This window comes from Paenibacillus sp. (assembly GCF_035645195.1).
GTDB lineage: Bacteria > Bacillota > Bacilli > Paenibacillales > YIM-B00363 > Paenibacillus_AE.
On sequence record NZ_DASQNA010000030.1, the window covers coordinates 95,431 to 119,277 of the forward strand.

Consider the following 23,847-nt stretch of genomic DNA (forward strand, 5'->3'; position numbering starts at 1 on the left):
CGCGCCGGAGCGGCGAATCGGTTGAGTCCTCCGCTTCCGAGGGGGTCAATATATAGGAAGTCCCAAAATATAAGCGTGAAGGGGATTAAAAGCATGAGAGCGACAAGAAAAACAAGTCTTACGTCATTGACGTCCATCTTCCTGCTGTCGAGCTTGCTGTCGGCTTGCTCCGGCGGCGCGGCCGAACCGAACGCCCAGCCATCGGCCGAGGGCGAGACGAAAGGGGAGCCCGTCACCTTGCGGGTGGAAATGTTCGACCGGGGCAATGCGCCGGCGGGAGCGGGCCCGGTCACCGATAATTTCTGGACGCAATGGATGCAGAAGGAATTCGGCGATCCGAACAACATCAAGCTCGAATTCGTGCCGGTGCCGCGCAACCAAGAGGTGGATAAGCTGAATGTGCTCATGTCCACCGGCGACGCGCCAGACATTGTGTTTACGTACGATTTGAATACAATCTATAATTATGTCAAAGACGGCGGCTTGACCGACGTCGGCCCGGTGATCGAACAATACGGCCCGAATTTGAAGAAGTTTTTGGGCGAGGAAGTCCTCTCCTACGGCGTATTCGACGGCAAGCAGTATACGATTCCCGCGAAGCGCACGCTGCAATTCACGCATTCCTCTTATATTCGGAAGGATTGGCTGGATCGGCTGGGACTGCCGGTTCCGACGACGACGGAGCAATTTTACAATACGATGAAAGCGTTTAAGGAGCAGGATCCCGGACAAACGGGCGGCAAAGTGATCCCGTACGCGTTCAGCGCCATGAACAATACAAGCGTATCGAATACGGACCAGCTCATCGGCTCGTTCGTCAAACCGATGTCGGAAGAAGATTTCTACGCGCTGTCGGCGACGGGGATCAAAGAAATCCTGAAGCCGGGCTACAAGGATGGCGTCCGGTTCTTGAACAAGATGAATCAGGAAGGCTTGATCAGCCCCGACTTCGCGCTGGACAAAGACGGCAAACAATTCGAAAGCGACGTAGCGAACGGTTATGTCGGCGCATTCACGGCGCTGGCCGCTCATCCGAGCTTGATGGGAGTCGGCAACGTGTTCGATACGCTGAAGAAGAACGTGCCGGGCGCCGAATACGTCGCGATGGATACGTTCACGAACGAAGAAGGCAAGACGCCGAAAATCATTTACGATCCGACCGGCATCCACATGATGATTCCGAAGTCGAGCAAACGCGCAGTGGAGGCTATTAAATTTTTGGATTGGATGTCGCAGCCGGACGTGCTGTTCACGCTCACGAACGGGATCGAAGGCCAGCATCATACGATCGAGAACGGGTTCCCGGTGGCGATCACGACGGATGAGGCGAAGAAGACGTTCTACAACAACTTCGATATCGCGATCGTCATCAACGGGAAAGATTTCGGAAGCGTCGAGAAAAACATGGAGGCCGTGGCCGTCGGGTTCCCGGACTATAAGGATTTGGCGAAGCAAACGATCGTCAATGCGCTCAAGGACGGATATACGGCTCCGCGCTTCGACCGTCCGATCGAAGCCGAAATTAAATACGGGGCGACGCTCAGGGAGAAAGCGACGGAGATCGTCGTGAAGAGCATCTTGGCGAAGCCCGAAGAGTTCGATGCCGTCTTCGATGCGGGCGTCGAGGAATATTTGAGGCTCGGCGGGCAAGAAATCGTGGACGAACGCAGAGCCGCCTATCAGGCGATGAAGGAATAAGTTTCTCGGATGACAAACCCCATTGCGATCATGGGGTTTGTCATTATTTCCTAAGATCGGGGGGATGGAAGATGAAAGTCAACAACTACGTCAAGCGGATGCTGCTTTCCTATCTCCCCATCCTTTTCGTTACGCTCGGACTATTTATCTTTATTTTTTTCGCAATCATGAACCAGCTTAACGTGCGGAACGCCATTCAGGCGAATCGCATGACGGCCGAATTCGTCGCCAACATGATGGACAGCTCGCTGAAAGGCATCTCGTTCGACGCGCAGCGCATGATCGAAACGGGAGGCATGGTTCAACAGTATCTCGACGGTCCTTCGGACCGGGTTCGCGATTTCGACGTTTCCAATATGCTGAGCAGTCTGATGGTGCGGCACGGGCTCATCGAGTCCGTGTATCTGTATCGAGCCGATGACGGCAGGGTGATGGATCAGAGCGCGATCCGCCCGCTCGGACAATTTCCCGATCGGAACTATGTCCGCATCGCGCTTAAGCAGCCGTACACGGGCGTATGGTCCCCGCCTCGGATGAAACAGAGCGAATCGCAGGGCGAACCTAGGTCGCTGCGCGTCACGTCATTGGGCTTCAAAATCCCGCGCGATTCCGGGAGTCTCGGGTACTTGGTAATTAACGTGAAGGTGTCCTCGCTCGAATCGTTCCTCGACCAGATGATCGACCGGTCCATTACGGAGGCGCAACTGTACGACGCCGCCGGGGAACCGTTCTTCGCGGATGGCCGCCGGACGACGTTCGTGGACAGGCTGAGCGCCGAAATCGTCTCGGATTATACCGGCTGGACGTACCGGATCAGCATCAAGGGCGGGAAGCTGTTCGATTTCCTGTCCTATGGGAGTACGGTTTGGGTATTGCTCGGTTTGGGCGGCATTGGTTTCGCGATCGGCTCCACCTTCTACGTGACTAAGCGGAACTACAAGCCGATCGAATCGATACTGCATCGAATCGAGCGGTTTTCGTCGGCGATCAAGCCGGCCGATCCGAAAGAAAACAAAAATGAATTCGCCTTCATCGACCATGCGATCGAACGCCTCATCACCAACAATATGGCGTTCCAAGAGCAGCAGCAGGAGCACCTCGTCATTCGAAGACAGCAGTACTTGCAAATGCTGCTCAAGGGCGAATGCGACGACGACCGGGCGGCGTGGGAGCAAGAATGGCTCTATTACGGACTGGCGGAAGGCCGCTGCATCGTCGCGTTATTGGAGATAGACAACTATGTCCGATTCGGACTGAAATACAGCCCGAACGACCAATCGCTGTTCAAATTCATCGTCAGCAGCGTCGCGGTCGAAGTCGGCGAGCAGACCCATTCGCGGATCGTCGCCGAGTGGATCTCGAAACATCAGCTGGTCCTTCTCCTGATTTCGGGGGAGCGGGAACTGGAGCATCGGTCGCTGCAGCTTGCGGAGCAAATCCGGGCGTGGGTAGAGGATCACCTCGATTTCACGGTGACGATCGGCATCGGGCCCCCCGCGAACGACGAAGCCGACATTCATCGCTCGTTCGAGGAAGCGTCGGAGGCGGTCAGCCGCAAAGTGTCGCTCGGTTCGAACCAAATTATCGACGCGGTGGAGCTGAAAGACAAGCCGGCAGGCGAATGGTTCGCCTATTTGGAGGGAATCCGTTCGATCGTGCGCAAACTGCGCATGTCGGAGCCGGATTGGCTGGACGATGCGAAACGGCTGTTCGGCGACATGGCGGTTCATCGTCTTCGCAAGGACGACGTCGACCGGCTGCTGCATTATTTGATATTCCATCTGGAATACGAGCTGGAAGGGACGATGCAGGAGGCGGTCAAGTTTTGGCTTGCGGAGGCGAAGCCCCGTTTGCTCGCCGCGACGGAGCAGGCGGATACGCTGCGGGAGCTGGAAGACGATATGCTCGCTGCGATGCGCAGGCTTTTCGAGCAAATCGAGGAGCTCGCGCAGAGCCGGCGCCATCACGTGCTCATGCGGGAAATCCGCGATTACGTCGCGGAGCATTTCATGGATCCGAATCTTTCGCTTACGCTGCTCAGCGAGCGGTTTCAGATCGGACCGAAATATTTGAGTCAATTATTTAAGGACAGCATCGGCCAAAATTTCAGCGATTTCCTGATCGGGCTGCGCATCGACTACGCCAAGAAGCTGCTGCGGGAGTCGGACGCGACCGTGCAGGATATTTCGGACATGATGGGCTATTCGAACCCGACGTCGTTTATTCGCGTGTTTAAGAAGATCGTCGGCGTATCGCCGGGACAGTACCGGGAGACGCAAACCAAACCTGCGGATTCCATTCAAGCTTAAAGAAGCAGGATTCCCATCGAAAGGAACATGATCCAGATGACGTTAACGATTGATCGACATACCGCATACCGATTGCCTCAGCCGCTGACGTCCCCCGTTCGGCACGCATGGGAGATGGTGGCGAGGGACCATGAGCGCGTATTCGGCGCCGCCCCGAAGCGGATCGACGAAGGAGACGCGCCGGCCGCCGTGGAGGTTCGGTACGCGCAGCCCGAGGATCGCTGTCCGAACCGCCCGGAGGCCTATTGCTTCCGGTTCGCGGAAGCCGGCGGCGCGACGGCGCTGCATATCGCCGCTCGCGACGATCTCGGCCTCGTGTACGGCCTCTTGGAATACAGCCGCAGGTTCCTCGGCGTCGATCCGTTCTGGTTTTGGGCGGACAAGCCTCCGGAGCGGCGGGACGCCGTCGCCGTTCCCGCGGAACCGTTCGACTCGCCGGAGCCGTACACGAGATTCCGCGGCTGGTTCGTCAACGACGAGGTATGCTTGATCGGCTGGAAGGAGGAGTACCCGCCGACGCGGGACGTGTGGCTTCCGGTGTTCGAAGCGCTGCTGCGATGCGGCGGCAACATGGTCATCCCCGGCACCGATTTGCCGAAGCACGGCATCCATGCCGAACTGGCGTCCGAGATGGGACTATGGGTCACGCACCATCACGCCGAGCCGCTCGGCGCGGAGATGTTCCTGCGCGCATATCCCGGCAAGCAAGCCAGCTATCAGCAGCATCCGGAGCTGTTCGAAGCGTTATGGGAGGCGGCGATCGAGGAGCAGAAGGACAAAACAATCGTGTGGGTGCTTTCCTTCCGCGGGCAAGGGGATCAGCCGTTCTGGGAGCAGGATCCCGCGTTCGATACGCCGGAGAAGCGCGGGGCGCTGATCAGCCAGGTCGTTCGCAAGCAGTACGACATGGTGCGGCGCAAGGTCGCCGATCCGCATTGCTGCGTCGCCTTGTACGGCGAGATCGCGGAATTGTACAAGGGCGGGCATATCGATATCCCGGAGGACATCATGCGCGTATGGGCCGACAACGGCTACGGCAAGATGGTGTCCCGCCGGCACGGCAACCTGAATTTGCGGATTCCCGCGCTGCCTGCGGCGGATGATCGAGCGAAACACGGCGTCTATTATCATGTCACGTTCCACGATCTGCAGGCGTCGAACCATCTGACGCTGTTCCCGTCGCCGGCCGGCTTGATCGCGCGGGAGCTGGAGGACGCGTTCCGCGCGGGAGCGTTCTCGTACTTGCTCGTGAACAGCGGCAATATCCGGCCGCACGTATACACGCTGGACCTCGTCCGGGAGCTGTGGACCAAGGGGCGGGCGGACGCGGAGACGCATCTTCGCGAATTCGTGCGCCGCATGTACTCCGCTCGCGAAGACGACATCGCCGCGCTGCACCGCGAATATGCGGAGCGGACGATTGCCTACGGCCCGAACGAAGACGACCGTGCGGGGGAGGAGTTTTACCATCACCCGGCGCGGAAGATCGTCGGCCATTGGCTGCAGGGCAAGCACGCCGAGCCGATGGAGCGGCTGTATTGGGCGACGGGCTCCGCCGCGTTCGCGGAACAGGTGGAGTGGTTCCGCCGCAAGTGCGCGGAGGCGATTCCCGGCTGGCGGTCGCTCAAGGAGCGGGCCGAGCGGCTCATGGCGGCGCTGCCGGCTGACGATCGGCTTCGTCTGAAGGATCATCTGCTGCTTCATATCGAGCTGCATTTGTCCGGCTGCGAAGGCTTCGCCGCTTTGGGAGAGGCGTTCGAGGCGTATTTGCGGCAGCAATATGCGGTCGCCTTCGTGCACGCCTCGCGCGCGATGCGGAGCTATCAGCGGGGAATAGACGCGCTGAAGGACGCGGAGCATGGGCCTTGGGAACATTTCTACCGAGCCGATTGGCTGACGAACATCAAGAGCACGGTGGACAATATGGATACGCTGCGCCGATGGCTGCGGATGCATGGCGACAGCCCGGATTTTTTCCTCTGGTACAAACAATATTTGATGCCGGAGACGGAGAAATACATCTATTTAGAAAACACGCATCGAAATCCGCTGTCGGACGACGAACTCGCCCGCAGGCTGGAAGAGAAGTTCAATTTGTAGAGTAGAAGCTAGACATGGTAGTTTGCGCGGGGCTGTACACCTACCCATGCGGCAGTTGTTCCCCTCCCATATACTGTATCAGACGATACGAAGGGAGGTGGATGCGGAATGCCTTGCCAGCCGAAAAAATGCGTGAAAGAGCCGAAAGTCGTATACCGCGACATATTTCATCCGCAGCCCGTCGAAATCGTGCAGCCGATCGAGATCGTGAATCGGCATCATTTTGTGCCCGTTCCTTACGTCGTCACGACCGTCACGGTCCGCGACGAGTTCCCGTCGTGCGGCGTAGCCGGAATTCGCGGCATGAAGAAGAAATCGCCCTCTCGCAAAAAGTAACATCGGTATAACGCCCCTTTGGTCCGTCGGGACCGAAGGGGTTTTTCATTTTTTCATGGCTGCCTGTTGACAGGAGAGGATTAATCATTTAAATTAAGTATTGTTCTTAGATTATAATAATTATCAATAAGGAATTAACACAATCTATTGCTGGCCCCATCGGGCGCCGGTATTAATGTATCCTTAAGGAGGAATTTTTATCATGTCTCTCATCGGCAAAGAAGTCAAACCTTTCAAAGCGCAGGCGTATCACAACGGCCATTTCATCGAGGTGACGGAAGAAAACTTGAAGGGCAAATGGAGCGTCGTCTGCTTCTACCCGGCCGATTTCACGTTCGTCTGCCCGACCGAGCTCGAAGACTTGCAGAACCAATACGAAACGCTGAAAGAGCTCGGCGTCGAAGTGTACTCCGTATCGACGGATACGCATTTTACACATAAAGCATGGCACGACAGCTCGGAAGCGATCGGCAAAATTACGTACATCATGATCGGCGATCCGACGCACGTCATTTCCCGCAATTTCGAAGTGCTGATCGAGGAGGACGGCCTCGCCGAGCGCGGCACGTTCATCATCGATCCGGACGGCGTCATTCAAGCGCTGGAAATCAACGCCGGCGGCATCGGCCGCGACGCCAGCACGCTCGTGAACAAAATCAAAGCGGCCCAATACGTCCGCAACAACCCGGGCGAAGTATGCCCGGCGAAGTGGCAGGAAGGCGCCGAAACGCTGAAGCCGAGCCTTGACCTCGTCGGCAAGATTTAAGGAGGGATTCGAACATGGCATTGGAACAAGAAATCAAAGCGCAGCTGGAACAATATCTTCAATTGATGGAAGGCGACGTCGTGCTGAAGGTAAGCGCGGGGTCGGACGCCGTCTCCCAAGAAATGACGGCGCTGCTGGATGAGCTGTCCGCCATGTCCTCCCGCATCGCGGTCGAGCCGGCGGATCTGCCGCGCACGCCGAGCTTCAGCGTCAATCGCAAGGGCGAAGACACGGGCGTGACGTTCGCCGGCGTGCCGCTCGGCCACGAATTCACGTCGCTCGTGCTGGCGCTGCTGCAGGTGAGCGGCCGAGCGCCGAAGGTCGACCAGAACGTCATCGACCAAATCAAGAGCATTCGCGGGGAATATCATTTCGAATCGTTCATCAGCCTGACGTGCCATAACTGTCCCGACGTCGTGCAGGCGCTCAATTTGATGAGCGTGCTCAACCCGGGCATTACGCATACAATGATCGACGGCGCGGCGTTCAAGGCCGAGGCGGAGAGCCGGAACATTCTGGCGGTGCCGACAGTGTTCCTCAACGGCGAACCGTTCGGCAGCGGCCGGATGTCGATCGAGGAAATCCTCGCGAAGCTGGGCGGCGGTCCGGAAGCGTCCGAGCTCGACAACAAAGAGCCGTTCGACGTGCTCGTCGTCGGCGGCGGTCCGGCCGGCGCCAGCGCGGCGATCTATGCGGCGCGCAAAGGCATCCGCACGGGCATCGTCGCGGAGCGGTTCGGCGGCCAGGTGATGGATACGCTCGGGATCGAGAACTTCATCGGCACGAAATACACGGAAGGTCCGAAGCTCGCGGCGAGCTTGGAAGAGCACGTGAAGGAGTACGGCGTCGACGTGATCAAGCTGCAGCGCGCGAAGCGGCTCGAGAAGAAAGAGCTGATCGAAGTCGAGCTGGAGAACGGCGCCGTGCTGAAGAGCAAGGCCGTCATTCTGTCGACGGGCGCCCGCTGGCGCAACGTCGGCGTGCCCGGCGAAGCGGAGTATAAAAACAAAGGCGTGGCGTACTGCCCGCACTGCGACGGTCCGCTGTTCGCCGGCAAGCGCGTGGCGGTCATCGGCGGCGGCAACTCCGGCGTCGAGGCGGCGATCGATCTCGCCGGCATCGTGAAGCACGTTATCGTGCTGGAGTTTAATGCGGAGCTGAAAGCGGACGGCGTCCTGCAGGACCGTCTGTACAGCCTGCCGAACGTGACGGTGCTGACGAACGTGCAAACGAAAGAGATCACCGGCGCCGACAAGGTGAACGGCCTGACGTACACGGATCGCGAGACGGGCGAAGACCGCCATGTCGAGCTCGAAGGCGTGTTCGTCCAGATCGGCCTCGTGCCGAACACTGACTGGCTCGGCGATACGGTGGAGCGCACGCGCTTCGGCGAAATCGTCGTGAACAGCCACGGCGCCACGAGCGTGCCCGGCGTGTTCGCCGCCGGCGACTGCACGAACAGCCCTTATAAGCAAATCATCATCTCGATGGGTTCGGGCGCGACCGCGGCGTTGGGCGCATTCGATTACCTCATTCGAAATTAATCGGCAAACCGCTGCGCGACTCCGACGATTCGGAATCGCGCAGCGGTTTTTTTGCGCCTTTTTTGCGCGCACGCCGCAAAACTATGCGTCCTCGGCGCGCAAGGTTTGCGTGCTTCGCCGTTCCTGCCTCGATTATAATGAAAGCTGACGAGGCGTCGTCAAACTTTTGATCGAAGGGGGACGGCAACATGCAGCTTTTGTTCGATATCCTGCGCATCATTCATATCGCGGGCGGTTTTTTGGCGCTCGCCGTATTTTGGATCCCGATCGTTGCGAAGAAAGGGGGCCGAACGCACAACAAGGTGGGGTGGATATACGTGTACGCGATGGCGGCCGTCTCGATCAGCGCGTTCGCGATGGGCGTGTATCGGATCGCTTGGGACGCGGGTCCCGACGCGGATGCGATTCCGTTTTCGTGGTTTTTGATATTCGTCGCCGCGTTAAGCTCCTCGACGGCTTGGTACGGGGTGCGCGTGCTGCGTTACAAGCGGCGTGCGACTCCGCACCGCAACGCTGCGGATCTGTTTTTCCCGTCGCTGCTGCTCGGTTCCGGGGTCGGGATTTCGATCTACGGGACGATCATACAATTTCCGCTGCTTCAATATTTTCCGATCACCGGAGTGTTTCTCGGAGGCTCGCAGCTGCTCTATTGGCTGAGGACGCCGAAAACCAAGGCGCATTGGGCCGTAGAGCATATCGTAGGCATGCTGTCGTGCTGCATCGCGACCGTAACCGCGTTTTTGGTATTCGGAGCGCCCAGACTGCTGCACATCGAGTCGACGAGCCTATGGGTGTGGTTTCTGCCGACGTTCGTCTTCGTGCCTCTAATCGTTTGGTTCACGAATCGATATAAGAAATAGGTCGCGATCAGGGCGTCCCTCCCAAGTCCATGGCTTGGAGGGACGCCCTTCGCGTTTGCGCTTGGCGCGCAAAAACTTGCGCGGAACGGCGCCATGTTTGCGCGTTGCGGGGGCGGCCGCCGGATTATGATGGGTACATTCCTAAATTCCTAATGAGAGGTGTTTCGTATGATGTCATCCGCGGCGCAAGCTCGTCAGCCCGGCATGAAAGATTTATTTGCCAATCGTTTTGTTCAATCCATTCTGTTGTCAGGCCTCTTCCTCCAGATGGGGATCTGGATCCGGAACTTCGCGATTTTGCTCTTCGTGACGGAGCAGACGAACAAGGATCCTGTCGCGGTGTCGCTCATTTCCCTCGCCGAGTTCGCGCCGATCTTTATTTTCTCGTTCGTCGGAGGAACGTTCGCGGACCGCTGGCGCCCCAAGCGCACGATGATCGCTAGCGATTTGCTGAGCGCTTTGTCCGTGTTCGTCGTCCTGTTGGCGCTCGTTTACGGCGGATGGGAAGCGGTGTTTTTCGCCACCTTGGTCTCTTCGATGCTGTCGCAATTTTCTCAGCCTTCCGGCATGAAATTGTTCAAGCTCCATGTGCCCGAGTCGCTCATGCATGTCGGCATGTCGATGTACCAGACGATCATGTCGGTGTTCATGGTGCTCGGGCCGGCGCTCGGCACGTTCATTTATTTCCGGTTCGGCATCGAGACGGCGATCGCTCTGATGGGCGCGTGCTTCCTCCTGTCGGCGGCGGCGCTTACGATGCTCCCTCCCGATCGGAGAACGGAGGCCGCTCCGACGACGAAGCTTGCGTATGAAATGAAGATGGGACTGCAGTACGTCGCCCGCAACAAAGTGTTCGTTTATATGGGCGGATTTTTCTTGGTTTCCGGACTGGGGCTGGGCCTCATTAATCCGTTGGGCATTTTCCTAATTACCGAACAGCTGAGGCTGTCCCCCGATCAGTTGCAGTGGTTGACGGCGGCGAACGGAACGGGCATGATTCTCGGCGGATTTTTGGCGATGGCTTTGTTTAAGAAATTGTCTCCGCAAACGATGCTGCTGATCGGTCTCGCCTTGAACGCGGCTGCCGTATCCGTCTTGGGCTCCGCCGAGAGCGTCGGGATCGCCCTCGCCGCGCAATGGTTTTCCGGCTTGATGATTCCGTTCATTCATATCTCCTGCAATACGCTCGTCATGAATCATGCGGAGTCGTCGTTCGTCGGCCGCGTGAACGGCATTTTGAACCCGTTGTTCATGGGGGGAATGGTCGCGACCATGAGTCTTGTAGGCGTTCTGAAAGAGGCGCTTCCGCTGAACCAGATGTACTTATTGGCATCGGCCTTCTTCTTGCTCGGCGCGCTGGGCGCGATCCCGCTGCTTCGGATGAAGGCGAGCCGTTCGATAGGGGCGGCCGTTCATGTTCATCATCACTAGGTAGACGACGATAGGTCACAAGGTTTGACCGCTGTCCGCCGTAATGATTTGCCCCGTCATCGCCTCTTGTTCCAAGACGGAGATGACGAGGGCGGCGATGTCTTCGGGCGCGGCGATACGCTCCAGCAGCAGGTTCGGAGCCAGTTGCTTCATCTGTTCTTCCCTGCCGGCCCACCAGCGGGTCGCGACGGCCCCCGGGGCGACGCAGTTGACGCGAATATAGGGCGCCAAGGCACGCGCCAACGACATCGTGAGGCCGTGCACGGCCGCTTTGGACACGGCGTACGGGAGAGACGAGCCCGTTCCCGTCCGTCCGGCGATGCTGCCGATGTTGACGATCGCGCCTTGCCGTCGCTGCTTCATATAGGGAGCGACGGCGCGCGCGCAGTAAAACATCCCTTTCACGTTCACGTCGAACAGTTCGTCCCATACGTCCTCCGTCGCCGATTCCAAGTCGTCCATCGGGATATGTCTGGTGATGCCGGCGTTATTGACGAGCAGATCGATCGCGCCGAACCGGTCCGCGGCCGTCCGGACCATCGCGCGCACGTCCTCGTCCCGAGCGACGTCGGCTCGGACGGCGATCGCGGTTCCTCCCTCGTCGAGAATGAGGCGCACCGTTTGCTCCGCATCCGCTTGCGACCGCGCGTAACCCACGGCGACGGCCGCGCCCTTCTTCGCCAGCGCGAGGCTGACCGCGCGGCCGATGCCCGTGCCGCCGCCCGTCACTAGGGCTGTTTTGTTCGACAGTTCCATGTTCATCCGCTCCTTCGGGGTTTCGGTGGTTTGAGGAGACGGAGCTGGGCGTCCAGCTGCTCGAACGCGGCCAGGAAGTCGGATTGACGGAGGCCGGCCGGCTGTTTTACGACCACAGCCTGCACATCGTGAAGGACGTGGAACGCCTTCGGACGAGCCTAGCGGATTTGAAGGCGGGCGAAGCGGGGCATGTTCGGATCGGAGCGACGGAGCCGACGGCCAGCTTCCGGCTGCCGCCGATTTTGAAGCGGTTTGCGGACGCGTACCCGAACGTGCGCGTTTCCGTGGACATCGGGAGCACTCCGGCGCTTAGCGAGCGGTTGCTTAAGGGCGAAATCGATTTTGCGCTGTCGACGGCGCCGAATCTCGGTTCGGGTTTGTATTTCGAGCCTTGGTTCGAGGAGGAGTTCGCGGTGTTTCTGCCCGCAAGCCATCCGCTCGCGCGGCGGGAGACGATCGATCCGAGCGATTTCGCCGGGCACCGCCTGCTCGTCACTTCGGAAACTTGCCCCTATCGTAAGAAGCTGGAAATCGTCATGCAGGAGCAAGGCCCCGCCGCGCTCGACGCGATGGTGGTCGGCAGCATGACGGCCTTGAAGGCGTACGTCGAACACGGGCTGGGGATCGCCCTCGTGCCGAAAATTACGGTCGCGGAGCCGGAAGCGAAGGGGATGGCGGTGCGCAGCATCGCCGGCAGCCTGATCCATATGACGTGCGGCATGACGTGCAAGGAGTCGGCGTACCCGTTTCGGCACGCGAGTCATACGTTGTATACCTTTATCAAACAAGCTTTGGGAGAGCGCGTCGGCACTACCGAATCAGCTCGATAAAGCCGCTCGCCGCCGTCGACAGCGGCACGTTCCGTTTCGTCAGGATGCCTACGCGGGAAGGGGGGATCGGCACGTTCAGCCGCACCTCGAACAGCGAGCCCTCCTCCAGCTCCTTCGTCACGAATTCCCTCGTAATATAAGAGATCCCCAGCCCCCTCCGCGCGAATTCGACGAGCAAATCCACGCTTCCGACCTCGATCTCGGGTTTAAGCGAATACCCATAGCTTTGGAACAATTCGGTAATGCCCGTCCGCGCCCGGCTGTTCCGGGAGAACAAAATGATCGGATGCTGCAGCAGCCGATCGAGCGACAGCACTTGTCCGCGCAAATGCGCGAATCGGCTGCCCGCCACGAAGCAATCCTGCAGCTGAAAGCTTTCCCTCACTTCGAGCTGCGGCTCGTCGATCGGCATGCGCACGACCCCGAGATCGATGCTGCCTTCCTTCAAATACGTAATGATTTCCGGCGTCGTGCCGTGGTGCAGCAGCAGCTTGACGCCCGGATGCTGCTCGTGGAAGTGCTCGAGGTGCGGCAGCAAATAATGCCGGAACAGCGAGTCGCTGCCGCCGATCCGCAGCTCGCCGCTGGCGAGGTTTTTGAGCGCGGCCATTTTCTCTTCGGCGAGCGCGATCAAAATTTGCGCCTGTTCGATATACGAATACAGCACGGCGCCCTCCTGCGTCAGCTCGACGCCTTTCGCGTTGCGTAGGAACAGGGCGACGCCGAAATGGCGCTCCAGCTGCTTGATCGCGTGGCTGACGCTTGGCTGCGTCAGAAACAGCGCTTTAGCGGCTTGTGACAAGCTGCCCGTCTTCGCGGCCCAATAAAAGACTTTGTACAAGTCGTGATTAATATGGCTGGCCATAGATACGGTCTATATCTCCCCTGAAATATATTCATTACACGTATGACGCTAACACGTATTATAGTAAAATCAGGACTCTGCGTGAACAGAAAAATATAATGGAGAAAGAGGGATCCGTACATGCCGCAAACGCAAACGCAAACGATCAACAAACTGGCGATCAACACGATCCGTACGCTGTCGATCGATGCCATCAACGCCGCCAATTCCGGGCACCCGGGGCTGCCGATGGGCGCCGCGCCGATGGCGTTCGCCCTCTGGGCCGAACATCTTAAGCATAATCCCGCCAACGCCAGATGGTTCAACCGAGACCGGTTCGTGCTGTCTGCAGGGCACGGCTCCATGCTGCTGTACAGTCTGCTGCATTTGTTCGGGTACGACGTGACGATCGACGATTTGAAGCAGTTCCGGAAGCTGAACAGCCGCACGCCAGGCCATCCCGAGTACGGGCACACGGACGGCGTGGAGGCGACGACGGGGCCGCTCGGTCAAGGGATCGCCATGGCCGTCGGCATGGCGATGGCCGAAGCGCATCTCGCGGCGCGCTATAACCGCGACGGCTTCCCGGTCGTCGACCATTACACGTACGCGCTCGTCGGGGACGGCTGCTTGATGGAAGGCATCTCGTACGAAGCGATGTCGATGGCCGGCCATATGAAGCTCGGCAAGCTCATCGTGCTGTACGATTCCAACGATATTTCGCTGGACGGGGAGCTTAAGCTCAGCTTCGGCGAGAACGTTAAGCAGCGGACGGAATCGGCGAACTGGCATTACCTGCGCGTCGAGGACGGCAACGACGAAGCGGCCGTCTCGGCGGCGATCGCGGAAGCGAAGCGCCAAGGCGACCGTCCCACGCTCATCGAAGTGCGCACGGTCATCGGCTACGGCAGCCGCGCGGCGGGCACGAACAAGGTGCACGGCGCCCCGCTTGGCAAGGAGGACGCCGCGGCGGCGAAGGCGGCGTACGGCTGGCCGCACGAGGAAGAATTCGCCGTGCCGGAGGAAGTGCGCGCGCATCTCGACCGTCTGAAGCAGGAAGGCGCCGCCAAGGAAGAAGAGTGGAAACGCCTGTTCGCCGCATACGCCGAGAAGTACCCTGAAGAGGGACGGGAGCTGCTTGACGCGATCGAAGGCAAGACCGCGATCGACGTCGCCGCGATTCCGACTTTCGATTCCGCGAAGGCGATTTCGACGCGCGTCGCGAGCGGCGAAGCGATCAACCGGTACGCGGCGGTCGTTCCGACGTTGTTCGGCGGCAGCGCGGACTTGTCGCATTCGACGATGACGGACATCAAAGGAGAGAAGCCGTTCGCCCTCGAGACGTACGCGGGGCGCAACGTCTACTTCGGCGTGCGCGAGCATGCGATGGGCGCGGCCGGCAACGGTCTTGCGCTGCACGGCGGCGTGCGGCCGTTCGTCAGCACGTTCTTCGTGTTCAGCGACTACCTGCGCCCGGCGATCCGATTGGCCGCGCTGCAGAAGCTGCCGGTCGTCTACGTCTTCACGCACGACTCGATCGCCGTCGGGGAAGACGGACCGACGCACGAGCCTGTCGAGCATTTGGCGGCGCTGCGCACGATCCCGGGCCTGACGGTCATTCGTCCGACCGACGCCAACGAGACGGCGAGCGCCTGGGCGTTCGCGCTGTCGCAGCGGCAAGGACCGGTCGCGCTCGTGCTGAGCCGGCAAAACTTGCCGGTGTTCGAACAGACGCAGCGCAACCTGGAGCAGGTCGCGAAGGGCGGCTACGTGCTGACGGAGACGAACGATTCCCCGGACCTCATTCTGGTCGCTACCGGGTCGGAGGTGTCGCTGGCCGCGAACGCGAAGGCGGCGCTCGAGCAGGACGGCGTCTCCGTCCGCGTCGTGGCGATGCCGAGCAGGGAGCTGTTCTACGCGCAGCCGGAAGCATACCGGCAGAGCGTCCTTCCCGACGCGGCGTCGAAGCGGATCGTCATCGAAGCCGGCATCGGGCTCGGCTGGGAGCGAGTCGCGGGACCGAGCGGCAAGGTGCTGTCCATCGAGACGTTCGGGGCGTCGGGATCGGGCGGCGCGGTGATGGAATATTTCGGCTTCTCCGTCGACAACGTCGTTCGGATGGCGAAAGAACTGTTGAAATAATGAAAGCGAAGCGGCGGGCAGCCATTGCCCGCCGCTTTTTTTGTTTTACTTTTCCTCCGCCCAAGGTCGCTTTTGTACAAAAAGAGTCTCTATCTCCCATTCAAGAGTCGCGGCGCGAAGCCTACACTATAGGGGAACGGAAACGGAGGGGACGATCATGAAATCGTTTGGGATCGGGATCATCGGTTTGGGCGGCATGGCGAACGCGCATATTAACGGCTTGCGAAACATCGCGGGCATGCGGGTCGCGGCCATATGCGACGTGGACGCCGCCGCGCTCGAAAGGATTGGGGAGCGGCTAGGCATTCCGGCGGACAAACGGTTCGCCGACTACGGGCGGCTCATCGAGGAGGCGGACGTGGACGCCGTCATCTCCGTGACGCCGAACGTCGTCCACGCGGACATCATGGAGCGTTGTTTGAAGGCGAGGAAGCCGTTCTTGTCGGAGAAACCGTTCACGATGAACTTCGAAGAAGCGGAACGGTTGAAAGCGCTGTACGACCAGGCGCCGGTATCCGCGATGATCGGGTTCAGCTACCGGTATACGCCGGCTTTCCGCTATGCGCGGGAGCTGCTGCGGCGAGGGGACATCGGGGACGTGAGAAGCTTCTTCGTTCAATATTTGCAGGGCTGGGGATCGGCCGCATACCGCCAGCCGTTCGTCTGGAGATTCGATAAGGCCGTCACCGGCACCGGGACGCTGGGCGATTTGGGCGCGCACATGATCGACCTCGCCCACTATCTCGTCGGCTCGTTCCGGGATGTATCGGCGCAGCTTGCGACGTTCATTCCGGAACGGAACCTCCCGAACTCCGAGGAGCTCGTCCCCGTCGCGGTCGACGATTTCGCCAGCTTCCAGGCGCGGATGGCGAACGGCGCCGCGGGCGTGTTCCAAACGTCGCGCAACTGCATCGGATCCGGAAATCAACTCGAAATTTCGCTGTACGGCGACAAGGGCACCCTTCATGCCAGCACGCTCCGGCCGGATCAAGTCGTGCTTGTCCGCGTCGACGATGACACGGGCGAGCTCGCCGAGATGCGGGCGAACGTCCCGCAGCGCGCGAAGTTGACGCAGTGGGAAGATTTCGCCCGAATGCTGAACGGCGAGCCGAGCGAGGGGCTGCCCGATTTCGCGGCCGGCTTCGAAAACCAGAAGGTGCTGGAAGCCATACTCCAGGCGAACGAGACCAAGCGCACGGTGTCGTGCGAGTAAACCAATCAAGAAAGCGGTGAGAGAATATGATTCGAGTGACGATTTGGAACGAGTTTATTCATGAACGCAAGAACGAAACGGTTGCCGCCGTGTACCCGGCCGGCATTCATGAGGCGATCGCGCAGGGGATCGCGGCCGCCGACGTCGCGACGCGTACTGCGACGCTCGACCAGCCGGAGCACGGCCTTAGCGACGAAGTGCTGAACGCCACCGACGTGCTGATGTGGTGGGGCCATGTCGCGCACGGCGAGGTGTCCGACGAAGTTGTCAACCGCGTCCACCGCAGAGTGTTGGACGGCATGGGACTCATCGTGCTGCACTCCGGACACTGTTCGAAAATTTTCAATAAGCTGATGGGGACGCAGACGTGCAGGTTGAAATGGCGCGAGGCGGATGAGAAGGAGCGCTTATGGGTCGTGCAGCCGAGCCATCCGATTACGGCGGGCCTCGGCGAATACATCGAATTGGAAAAAGAAGAGATGTACGGCGAACATTTCGACGTACCGCCTCCGGACGAGCTCGTGTTCGTCAGCTGGTTCGAGGGCGGGGAAGTGTTCCGCAGCGGCATGACGTTCTCGAGGGGGCGGGGGAAGATTTTCTACTTCCGTCCCGGACACGAAACGTACCCGACGTACTACAACGAGAACGTTCGCCAGGTTCTCCGCAATGCGGTTCGCTGGGCGGCTCCGCTGCCGACGCCGGCGCCGAAATACGGGAACGCCGCTCCGCTGGAGCCGATCGCCGCGAAGGTCCCGGACGCGACGTGATCGGGAAGGAGCCGTGCTAACGCGTTATGCGAACAGCGCGGCTCCTCCCGTTTTTTACGAGTCTACTCTCATTTTCTTGTAATACTGCAAGGGCGACAGGCCGGTGTATTTTTTGAACAATTTGCTGAAATAGTACGGATCCTCTAGGCCCGTTAAATATCCGATTTCGCCGACGGGCAAATGCGTCGCTTCGATGAGCTCCTTCGCGTGCTGGATGCGAACGAGGTTCATGTATCGGACGATCGTATACCCTGTCATGCGCCGAAACATCCGGTTCAAATAGTCGTAATTGCACTCGAATATTCGCTCGATGTCGGCACCGGTCATTTTGTTCGTGTAATTCTGATGAATGTAGTCGAGCAAGGCGTTCACTTTCATCCGGGCCTTCGACTTGACGCCTTGCTGCAACTCATGATTCAGATATTCCCGGGACATTTCGATCAACAGCTCGGAAAATTTGAGGGCCGCGATGGTCCGGTGATGATGTTTGCGCCTGTATAGGTGAAGCATTTCGTTCAACCGGCGGAACGTTTCGCGGAGCGCCGCGTCGCCGAGCGAGAACTGTTTCGGCACGGCGTAGAAGGTGCCGTCGTCGCTGGCGTCGTATAGCGCGTTATCGATCAACGTTCGTTCGGCGGACGAAAGCGGCGCGTCGGCGGACCTTCGAAGCAGACCTTGGTGGGTGAAGTGAATGTAATAATAATCGCAAACATGTTTTTGCGTCCCTTCGTGGTCCAAGTTGGGCTCGAGCAGGAACGCGTCGCCGCGCCGAAGCGCGAAATCGGCTCCGTCCTCCCGAAGATGCAATTCGCCGCTTTTGATAATGTACAAAATAAACTCGTCCACGTTCCGCTTGAAATGAATCCACGGCTGCTGATAGGAAACGAATCCCATCAGCTTCACTCTTGGCACGAATTCCGCGTCCATCGCCAGCATTCCGGTTCACGCCCCGTTTGCAAAAAGTCGGTTTCATACAAAGCATCCTATTCTCCCTCCATCGTATCATGAAAGGTAGCCGAGACAGTGCATTATTTCTCCGAAACGCCGGTTCGCATCGGAACATAATACACCCCCGCCTCGAACGCCCCGGACGCATGACAAAAAGAAAGAACACCAAAACCGGAATGTAAGCGGTTACCCACCCCGGTCGGAACCTCTAGTATGGGAAGTGTCACATCGAACGAAAGGGGAACCGGAGATGGTACAAAAGAAAAAATTTGCCGCGCTGACTTTTGCGACCGCCATGATACTTACCGCGTGCGGAGGCGGCGGCGGTGCGGAGGGCGGCGGCGCAGCCGAAGGAACGCAGGACGCCGGGACGGCCGAGACGTCATCGGAGAGAGTATCGATCGAATATTGGCATACGTACAGCGATCAGGAGGAAAAGATTTTAGTCGAGCAAGTGAAGCCGGCGTTCGAAGCCGCGCATCCGAACATCGAGCTCGTCTTGACGCGGATGCCTTACGAAGGGCTGAAGCAGCAGGTGATCGCCGGCGTGGCGGGCGACGCCGCGCCCGATTTGATGCGGATGGACATCGTATGGGTGCCGGAATTCGCGTCGCAAGGCGCGCTGCAGGACGTCAGCGGTTTCGAAGGATTCGGGGAGCTAAAGGATAGCGTATTCGAGGGGCCGATGGCGACGAACTTCTTCGAAGGCGGCTACTACGGCGTGCCGGTCAACACGAACACGAAAATCGCCATCTACAACAAGGCGACGCTGGCGGAGGCGGGCTTCGCCGAAGCGCCGAAAACGATGGATGAGCTGGTGCAGGCGGCGCAAACGCTCAAGTCGAAAGGCAAGTTCGGTCTCGGCGTATCCGGCGTCCATGCGTGGGGATTGGCGCCGTGGTTCTGGAGCCTCGGCGGCAAAATGACGAATGACGATTATACGCAGGCGGAAGGGTTCCTGAACAGCGCGGAAAGCGTCAAAGCGCTGGAGACGATCGTCGGCTGGCATCGAGACGGCTTGATCATTCCCCCAATTCTCGGCGGCGAGCCGGGGACATGGGACGGTCTGATCAGCGGCGAATATCTGATGACCGACGACGGCCCGTGGTTTTACAGCATCAAGATGAACGAAACGGAAAGCGGCTTCGATCCGATGGCGGAAACCGTCCGCGGATTGATGCCCGAAGGTCCGGGCGGCAGCCGCTCCGTCATCGGCGGAGAGGACCTCGTCATCTTCACGAATTCCAAGCATCCGGAGGAAGCGTGGACGTTCGCGAAGTGGATGCTGACGGAGGAGCCGCAGAAGATGATGGCCGGGGCGGGACTCATCCCGACGAACAAAGCGGCGGCGTCGGCCATGACGGAGATGGATATCCCGTACATCGCCGAATACGTGAAGCAGCTCGAGACCGCGCTGCCGCGCACGCCGATTCCGCAGTGGAGCGAAATGGAAGGCATCTTCAATCTCGCCTTCGAGAAAGCGATTCGCGGCGAAGCGGAGCCGAAGGCTGCGCTCGACGAAGCGGCCCGTCAAATCCAAGCGCTGCTGCAGTAAAAGTCTGCGCACCGCCAAGCGATAGATTCGCCCGCTTCGCCGGACGGAGGGAAACCGATGACTTCCGGCGAGGCGTTCATTTCAACGAGAGGGGGGCGCTCGCATGGCCAACGTATCGACGGCGCCCGGCGGAATAGGGCCGGGGCGAAGAGAGAGCGCGTTCGCGAAAGGGCTGAGGCAGTGGCGGGCCGTCCTGCCGTTCGTCATTCTCGGCTTCGGCGGAACGGCCGTGTTCGTCATTTACCCGATGATCAAGAACGTCCTGATCAGCTTTCAGGATTTCAGTATTATGCCGAATGCGAAGAACGAATGGGTCGGGTTGGACAATTACGCGAAGGTGTTCCAAGATCCGAACGGCAAGTTCGGGATCGCTCTGCGCAACACGTTCCTGAACGTGGCGGCTACCGTGCCCGTCAACTGGTTTTTGGCGATTTTCTTCGCCGTCTTGATCAACGCCAAATTCGTCAAATACAAAATCGCGTTCCGAACGATCTACTATTTGCCGATCGTCACCTCTTGGATCATCGTCGCGCTTTTGTTTAAATATTTGTTCGCCGACGGCGACGGCGGGTTCGTCAATTTCATCCTTCACAAGCAGCTCGGCCTGCTGCCCGAACCGGTTTCGTGGCGAAACCATTATTGGTCCGCCATGATCATGATTTGGCTATTTCACATTTGGAAAACGGTGGGCTGGGGCGTCGTCATTTACTTGGCCGCGCTGCAGGGCGTGCCGAAGGATTTGTACGAAGCGGCCGACATCGACGGCGCCGGGTCGGCCCACAAGTTTTGGCTGATCACGATCCCTTTGCTGAAGCCGGTCACCGTCTTCGTCCTGATTAACCTGGTCAACGGAGCGTTCGGGTTTTTCCCGCAGGTGTATTTCATTACCAAAGGCGGACCGATGGACCAAACGCAAGTCATCCCAAGCTTGATTTACACGCAAGCGTTCGAACAGCTGAAGTTCGGGCCCGCGTCGGCCATGGGCTTTATGATGGGCATCATGGTGTTCGTATTGACGTACTCGCAAATGAAAAAATTCGGCAAGCAGCGCATGTTCTAAGGGGGAGAAACATGAAGACATCGATTATCAACCAGTGCATCGTCTACGCGATCATCGTCTTCGGCGCGCTGCTGTTTTTGTTCCCCTTCGTGTATATGGTGTTGACGACGTTCTTCCTAGGGACGAACACGCTGCCCAAGCCGCACGAGGTGTTCGCGGTGACGCCGAACGCAACGAATTATGTGACGGTATGGAACAAAAATCATTTCACGACTTATTTCATGAACAGCGTGATCGTGACGTCGGTGGCGATGGTTGGTTCTTTGTTTTTAGGGGCGCTGACGGCCTACGGGTTCGCCCGCTTTTCGTTCCCCGGCAAGGAAGCGATCTTCCGCGTCTTCCTGTTGACGATGATGATTCCCGGCGTCATCAACATCATTCCGCAGTTCGTCACGATCAAGGGACTCGGACTCGTCAATACGTACGCCGGCCTCTGGCTCGTCTACATCGCCGGCGGGGTCGTCGGCAATATGTTTTTCCTGCGGGGCTTCTTCGAGAGCATTCCGAAGGAGCTCGAGGAATCGGTGCTGATCGACGGGGGCGGCGACTGGCGCATTTTTTGGAACATTTATTTGCCGCAATCGCTTCCGGCGATGGGAACGTTGGCGATTTTCATTTTCCAAGGCACGTGGGAGGAATATTTCCTCGCGCTGACGCTCATCAAGAGCGAGTCGCTGCGCACGCTGCCGATCGCGATCATGATGTTCAACGATAAATACGCAACGAACTACGGGCAAATTTTCGCCGCGTCGATGATTGCGCTCGTACCGGTCATCGCCATATACATGGCCTTCCAGAAGAAGTTCGTCCAATCCGGCTTTAACGAGGGCGGCGTCAAAGGGTAACGCGAATAGGACGTATCAGGAGGAGAAGCATGGTTCATCCATATCGAAGAGTCCCCGCGAGAGCGGCGGCGATCGCGGCGGCGGCGGCCGCCGCCCTGCTGGCCGGATGCATCGGCGGAGGTGGGGAGGTTCGTCCTCAGGATGCAGGCGGCGAGGATATTTTCGGGGCGATCGCGACGGACCGTTCCCGCTATGACCCGGGGGAGCCGGTGCGGTTTACGCTCCGGTTGAACGAGACGGGGCCTCCTCAAGGCGAATTGCTCGTCCGGTACCGGCAGTTGGATGCCATTGTCGAAGAGGCGAACATCGACGTCGCGGGCCGGGACGAGGTCCAGTGGGAATGGCGGCCGCCGAAGGACGACTTTACCGGATATATGGCCGAAGTATACTTCCGGGCGGGCTCCGACGTTCTCGACCATGTCAATATCGCCGTCGACGTCTCCTCGGACTGGGGCAAATTTCCGAGATACGGGTATTTGGCGGATTATATGGACATGGCGCCGAAGGAACAAGAAGCCGTCATCGAGCGGCTCAACCGGTTCCATATCAACGGCATCCAATTTTACGATTGGCAGTGGAAGCATCATATTCCGCTCAGAATGGAGAACGGGCGGCCGGCGGAGCGGTGGCGGGAAATCGCCAATCGCGACGTGTCGCTCGAGACGGTCCGGCGGTATATCGACCTCGCCCACGAGAAAAACATGAAGGCGATGAACTACAATTTGCTGTTCGGGGCGTACGAGGATGCGGCGAACGACGGTGTCCGCCGGGAGTGGGGCATGTTCAAGGATCCGCTCGCGACGACGCAGGATAAGCATCCGCTGCCCGATTCGTGGGCCAGCGACATTATGCTGATGGATCCGTCCAACGACGACTGGAAGCGGTATTTGTTCGAGCAGGAGCGTACGGTGTTCGAGCATTTGCCGTTCGACGGGTGGCACGTGGATCAGCTCGGCGACCGCGGGACCCTCTGGAACGCCGCTTCGAAGAAAATCGACCTCGGCGCGGCCTATCTCGACTTCCTTCGCGATGCCAAGCAAGCGATCGACGTCGAGTACGTGTTCAACGCGGTGGGACAGTTCGGCCAAGCGTATATCGCGCAGGCGCCCGTGAAGTTCCTGTACACCGAGGTGTGGAGCGGCCATCCGCAGTACAAGCATTTGAAGGACATCGTCGATCAGAATGCGAAACTCAGCAAAGGGCGGCTGAACACCGTGCTCGCCGCGTACATGAATTACGATCGCGCGGACAGCCCTGGCGAGTTCAACGCGCCGGGCGTGCTGCTGACGGACGCCGTCATGTTCGCCTCTGGCGCGTCGCATCTCGAACTCGGGGAAAACATGCTCGCGAAGGAGTATTTTCCGAACCGCAACTTGTCGATTCCCGCCGCGTTGGAGGAGCGGCTGATTCGGTATTACGATTTCCTCGTGGCGTATCAGAATGTGCTGCGGGACTCCGTCGAGGACTTGGGGCGGGAAGCGGCCGCGATCGACGGAGCGGAGCTGTCTTCCGCAGCGGAACAAGGGAAGGTGTGGACGTTCGCAAAGCGGAAGAAGGACATGGACGTTCATCATTTCATTAACTTCTCCGATGCCGTCCACATGCAGTGGAACGACGCGAACGCTACGCAGACGGAACCCGGGACGATCGCGGACATCCGGCTGTCGGTGCCGACGCGCGGGAAGGCGGTCAAGGTGTGGACGGCTTCCCCGGACCGGTACGAAGGCTCTCCGATCGAGCTTGACTTCAAGCAGGAAGGCGACGTCTTGACGGTCGTCTTGCCCGAACTGCAATATTGGAATATGCTCATCATCGAGTATTCATCGTAAAACGATACAGCGGA

General features: G+C 59.1%; 19 protein-coding genes. 16 read left to right on the forward strand and 3 right to left on the reverse strand.

The genetic code is table 11. The features are described from left to right. Window positions 1-93 precede the first annotated feature (93 nt). The 8 genes from VE009_RS15435 to VE009_RS15470 all read left to right on the forward strand — a co-directional run bounded on the left by VE009_RS15435 (window position 94) and on the right by VE009_RS15470 (window position 11,044). On the forward strand, window positions 94-1,698 hold the full coding sequence (locus VE009_RS15435; protein WP_325009101.1) for an extracellular solute-binding protein: 1,605 nt from the start codon (window positions 94-96) through the stop codon (window positions 1,696-1,698). 71 nt (window positions 1,699-1,769) lie between these two features. Next, window positions 1,770-4,007 carry a helix-turn-helix domain-containing protein gene (locus VE009_RS15440; RefSeq protein WP_325009103.1) on the forward strand — a complete coding sequence of 746 codons (2,238 nt, stop codon included), beginning with the start codon at window positions 1,770-1,772 and terminating at the stop codon, window positions 4,005-4,007. Between the two features lie 36 nt (window positions 4,008-4,043). Further along, window positions 4,044-6,107 (forward strand): glycosyl hydrolase 115 family protein, encoded by a 2,064-nt coding sequence (locus VE009_RS15445; protein WP_325009105.1) that lies wholly within the window; start codon window positions 4,044-4,046, stop codon window positions 6,105-6,107. Between the two features lie 108 nt (window positions 6,108-6,215). Continuing rightward, the gene (locus VE009_RS15450; RefSeq protein ID WP_325009107.1) at window positions 6,216-6,443 is read left to right on the forward strand and encodes a hypothetical protein; all 228 of its coding nucleotides are present in this window, start codon (window positions 6,216-6,218) and stop codon (window positions 6,441-6,443) included. A 202-nt stretch (window positions 6,444-6,645) separates the two neighbouring features. Next, on the forward strand, window positions 6,646-7,209 hold the full coding sequence (ahpC, locus tag VE009_RS15455; RefSeq protein ID WP_325009109.1) for an alkyl hydroperoxide reductase subunit C: 564 nt from the start codon (window positions 6,646-6,648) through the stop codon (window positions 7,207-7,209). A gap of 14 nt (window positions 7,210-7,223) precedes the next feature. Next, entirely contained in the window at window positions 7,224-8,753 is a 1,530-nt protein-coding gene (ahpF, locus tag VE009_RS15460; protein ID WP_325009111.1) for an alkyl hydroperoxide reductase subunit F, read from the forward strand. 188 nt (window positions 8,754-8,941) lie between these two features. Continuing rightward, window positions 8,942-9,613: a DUF2306 domain-containing protein gene (locus VE009_RS15465; RefSeq protein ID WP_325009113.1), complete on the forward strand. Its 672-nt coding sequence runs from the start codon at window positions 8,942-8,944 to the stop codon at window positions 9,611-9,613. 171 nt (window positions 9,614-9,784) lie between these two features. Next, a complete protein-coding gene (locus tag VE009_RS15470) occupies window positions 9,785-11,044 on the forward strand; it encodes an MFS transporter (RefSeq protein ID WP_325009540.1) in 1,260 nt (419 codons plus the stop codon). A gap of 15 nt (window positions 11,045-11,059) precedes the next feature. Here the strand turns inward: VE009_RS15470 and VE009_RS15475 are convergent, their stop codons facing one another. Beyond that, window positions 11,060-11,800, reverse strand: coding sequence for an SDR family NAD(P)-dependent oxidoreductase (locus VE009_RS15475; RefSeq protein WP_325009115.1), 741 nt, complete (start codon window positions 11,798-11,800; stop codon window positions 11,060-11,062). 83 nt (window positions 11,801-11,883) lie between these two features. On the opposite strand from VE009_RS15475, the gene VE009_RS15480 reads away from it, so the two are divergent. Further along, window positions 11,884-12,630, forward strand: coding sequence for a LysR family transcriptional regulator substrate-binding protein (locus tag VE009_RS15480; RefSeq protein ID WP_325009117.1), 747 nt, complete (start codon window positions 11,884-11,886; stop codon window positions 12,628-12,630). On the opposite strand, the gene VE009_RS15485 is transcribed toward VE009_RS15480, so the two are convergent. Then, a complete protein-coding gene (locus VE009_RS15485; protein WP_325009119.1) occupies window positions 12,611-13,495 on the reverse strand; it encodes a LysR family transcriptional regulator in 885 nt (294 codons plus the stop codon). The two genes, VE009_RS15480 and VE009_RS15485, sit on opposite strands and share 20 nt — an antisense overlap. Before the next feature lie 120 nt (window positions 13,496-13,615). Here VE009_RS15485 and tkt point away from each other — a divergent pair, with 120 nt between their 5' ends. From tkt to VE009_RS15500, 3 genes are all read left to right on the forward strand, one after another. Beyond that, window positions 13,616-15,616, forward strand: a complete 2,001-nt coding sequence (tkt, locus tag VE009_RS15490; RefSeq protein WP_325009121.1) for a transketolase — start codon at window positions 13,616-13,618, stop codon at window positions 15,614-15,616. Between the two features lie 157 nt (window positions 15,617-15,773). Further along, window positions 15,774-16,829, forward strand: a complete 1,056-nt coding sequence (locus VE009_RS15495) for a Gfo/Idh/MocA family oxidoreductase (RefSeq protein WP_325009124.1) — start codon at window positions 15,774-15,776, stop codon at window positions 16,827-16,829. A 26-nt stretch (window positions 16,830-16,855) separates the two neighbouring features. Then, the gene (locus VE009_RS15500) at window positions 16,856-17,596 is read left to right on the forward strand and encodes a ThuA domain-containing protein (protein WP_325009126.1); all 741 of its coding nucleotides are present in this window, start codon (window positions 16,856-16,858) and stop codon (window positions 17,594-17,596) included. 54 nt (window positions 17,597-17,650) lie between these two features. On the opposite strand, the gene VE009_RS15505 is transcribed toward VE009_RS15500, so the two are convergent. Further along, window positions 17,651-18,532, reverse strand: coding sequence for an AraC family transcriptional regulator (locus tag VE009_RS15505; RefSeq protein ID WP_325009128.1), 882 nt, complete (start codon window positions 18,530-18,532; stop codon window positions 17,651-17,653). Window positions 18,533-18,794: 262 nt separating this feature from the next. Here VE009_RS15505 and VE009_RS15510 point away from each other — a divergent pair, with 262 nt between their 5' ends. The 4 genes from VE009_RS15510 (at window position 18,795) to VE009_RS15525 (ending at window position 23,833) form a co-directional block, all read left to right on the forward strand. Further along, window positions 18,795-20,099, forward strand: a complete 1,305-nt coding sequence (locus tag VE009_RS15510) for an extracellular solute-binding protein (RefSeq protein ID WP_325009130.1) — start codon at window positions 18,795-18,797, stop codon at window positions 20,097-20,099. A gap of 103 nt (window positions 20,100-20,202) precedes the next feature. After that, on the forward strand, window positions 20,203-21,159 hold the full coding sequence (locus VE009_RS15515; RefSeq protein ID WP_325009132.1) for a sugar ABC transporter permease: 957 nt from the start codon (window positions 20,203-20,205) through the stop codon (window positions 21,157-21,159). Window positions 21,160-21,170: 11 nt separating this feature from the next. After that, window positions 21,171-22,004 carry a carbohydrate ABC transporter permease gene (locus VE009_RS15520; RefSeq protein ID WP_325009134.1) on the forward strand — a complete coding sequence of 278 codons (834 nt, stop codon included), beginning with the start codon at window positions 21,171-21,173 and terminating at the stop codon, window positions 22,002-22,004. Between the two features lie 29 nt (window positions 22,005-22,033). Then, on the forward strand, window positions 22,034-23,833 hold the full coding sequence (locus VE009_RS15525) for a glycoside hydrolase family 66 protein (protein ID WP_325009136.1): 1,800 nt from the start codon (window positions 22,034-22,036) through the stop codon (window positions 23,831-23,833). Window positions 23,834-23,847 lie beyond the last annotated feature (14 nt).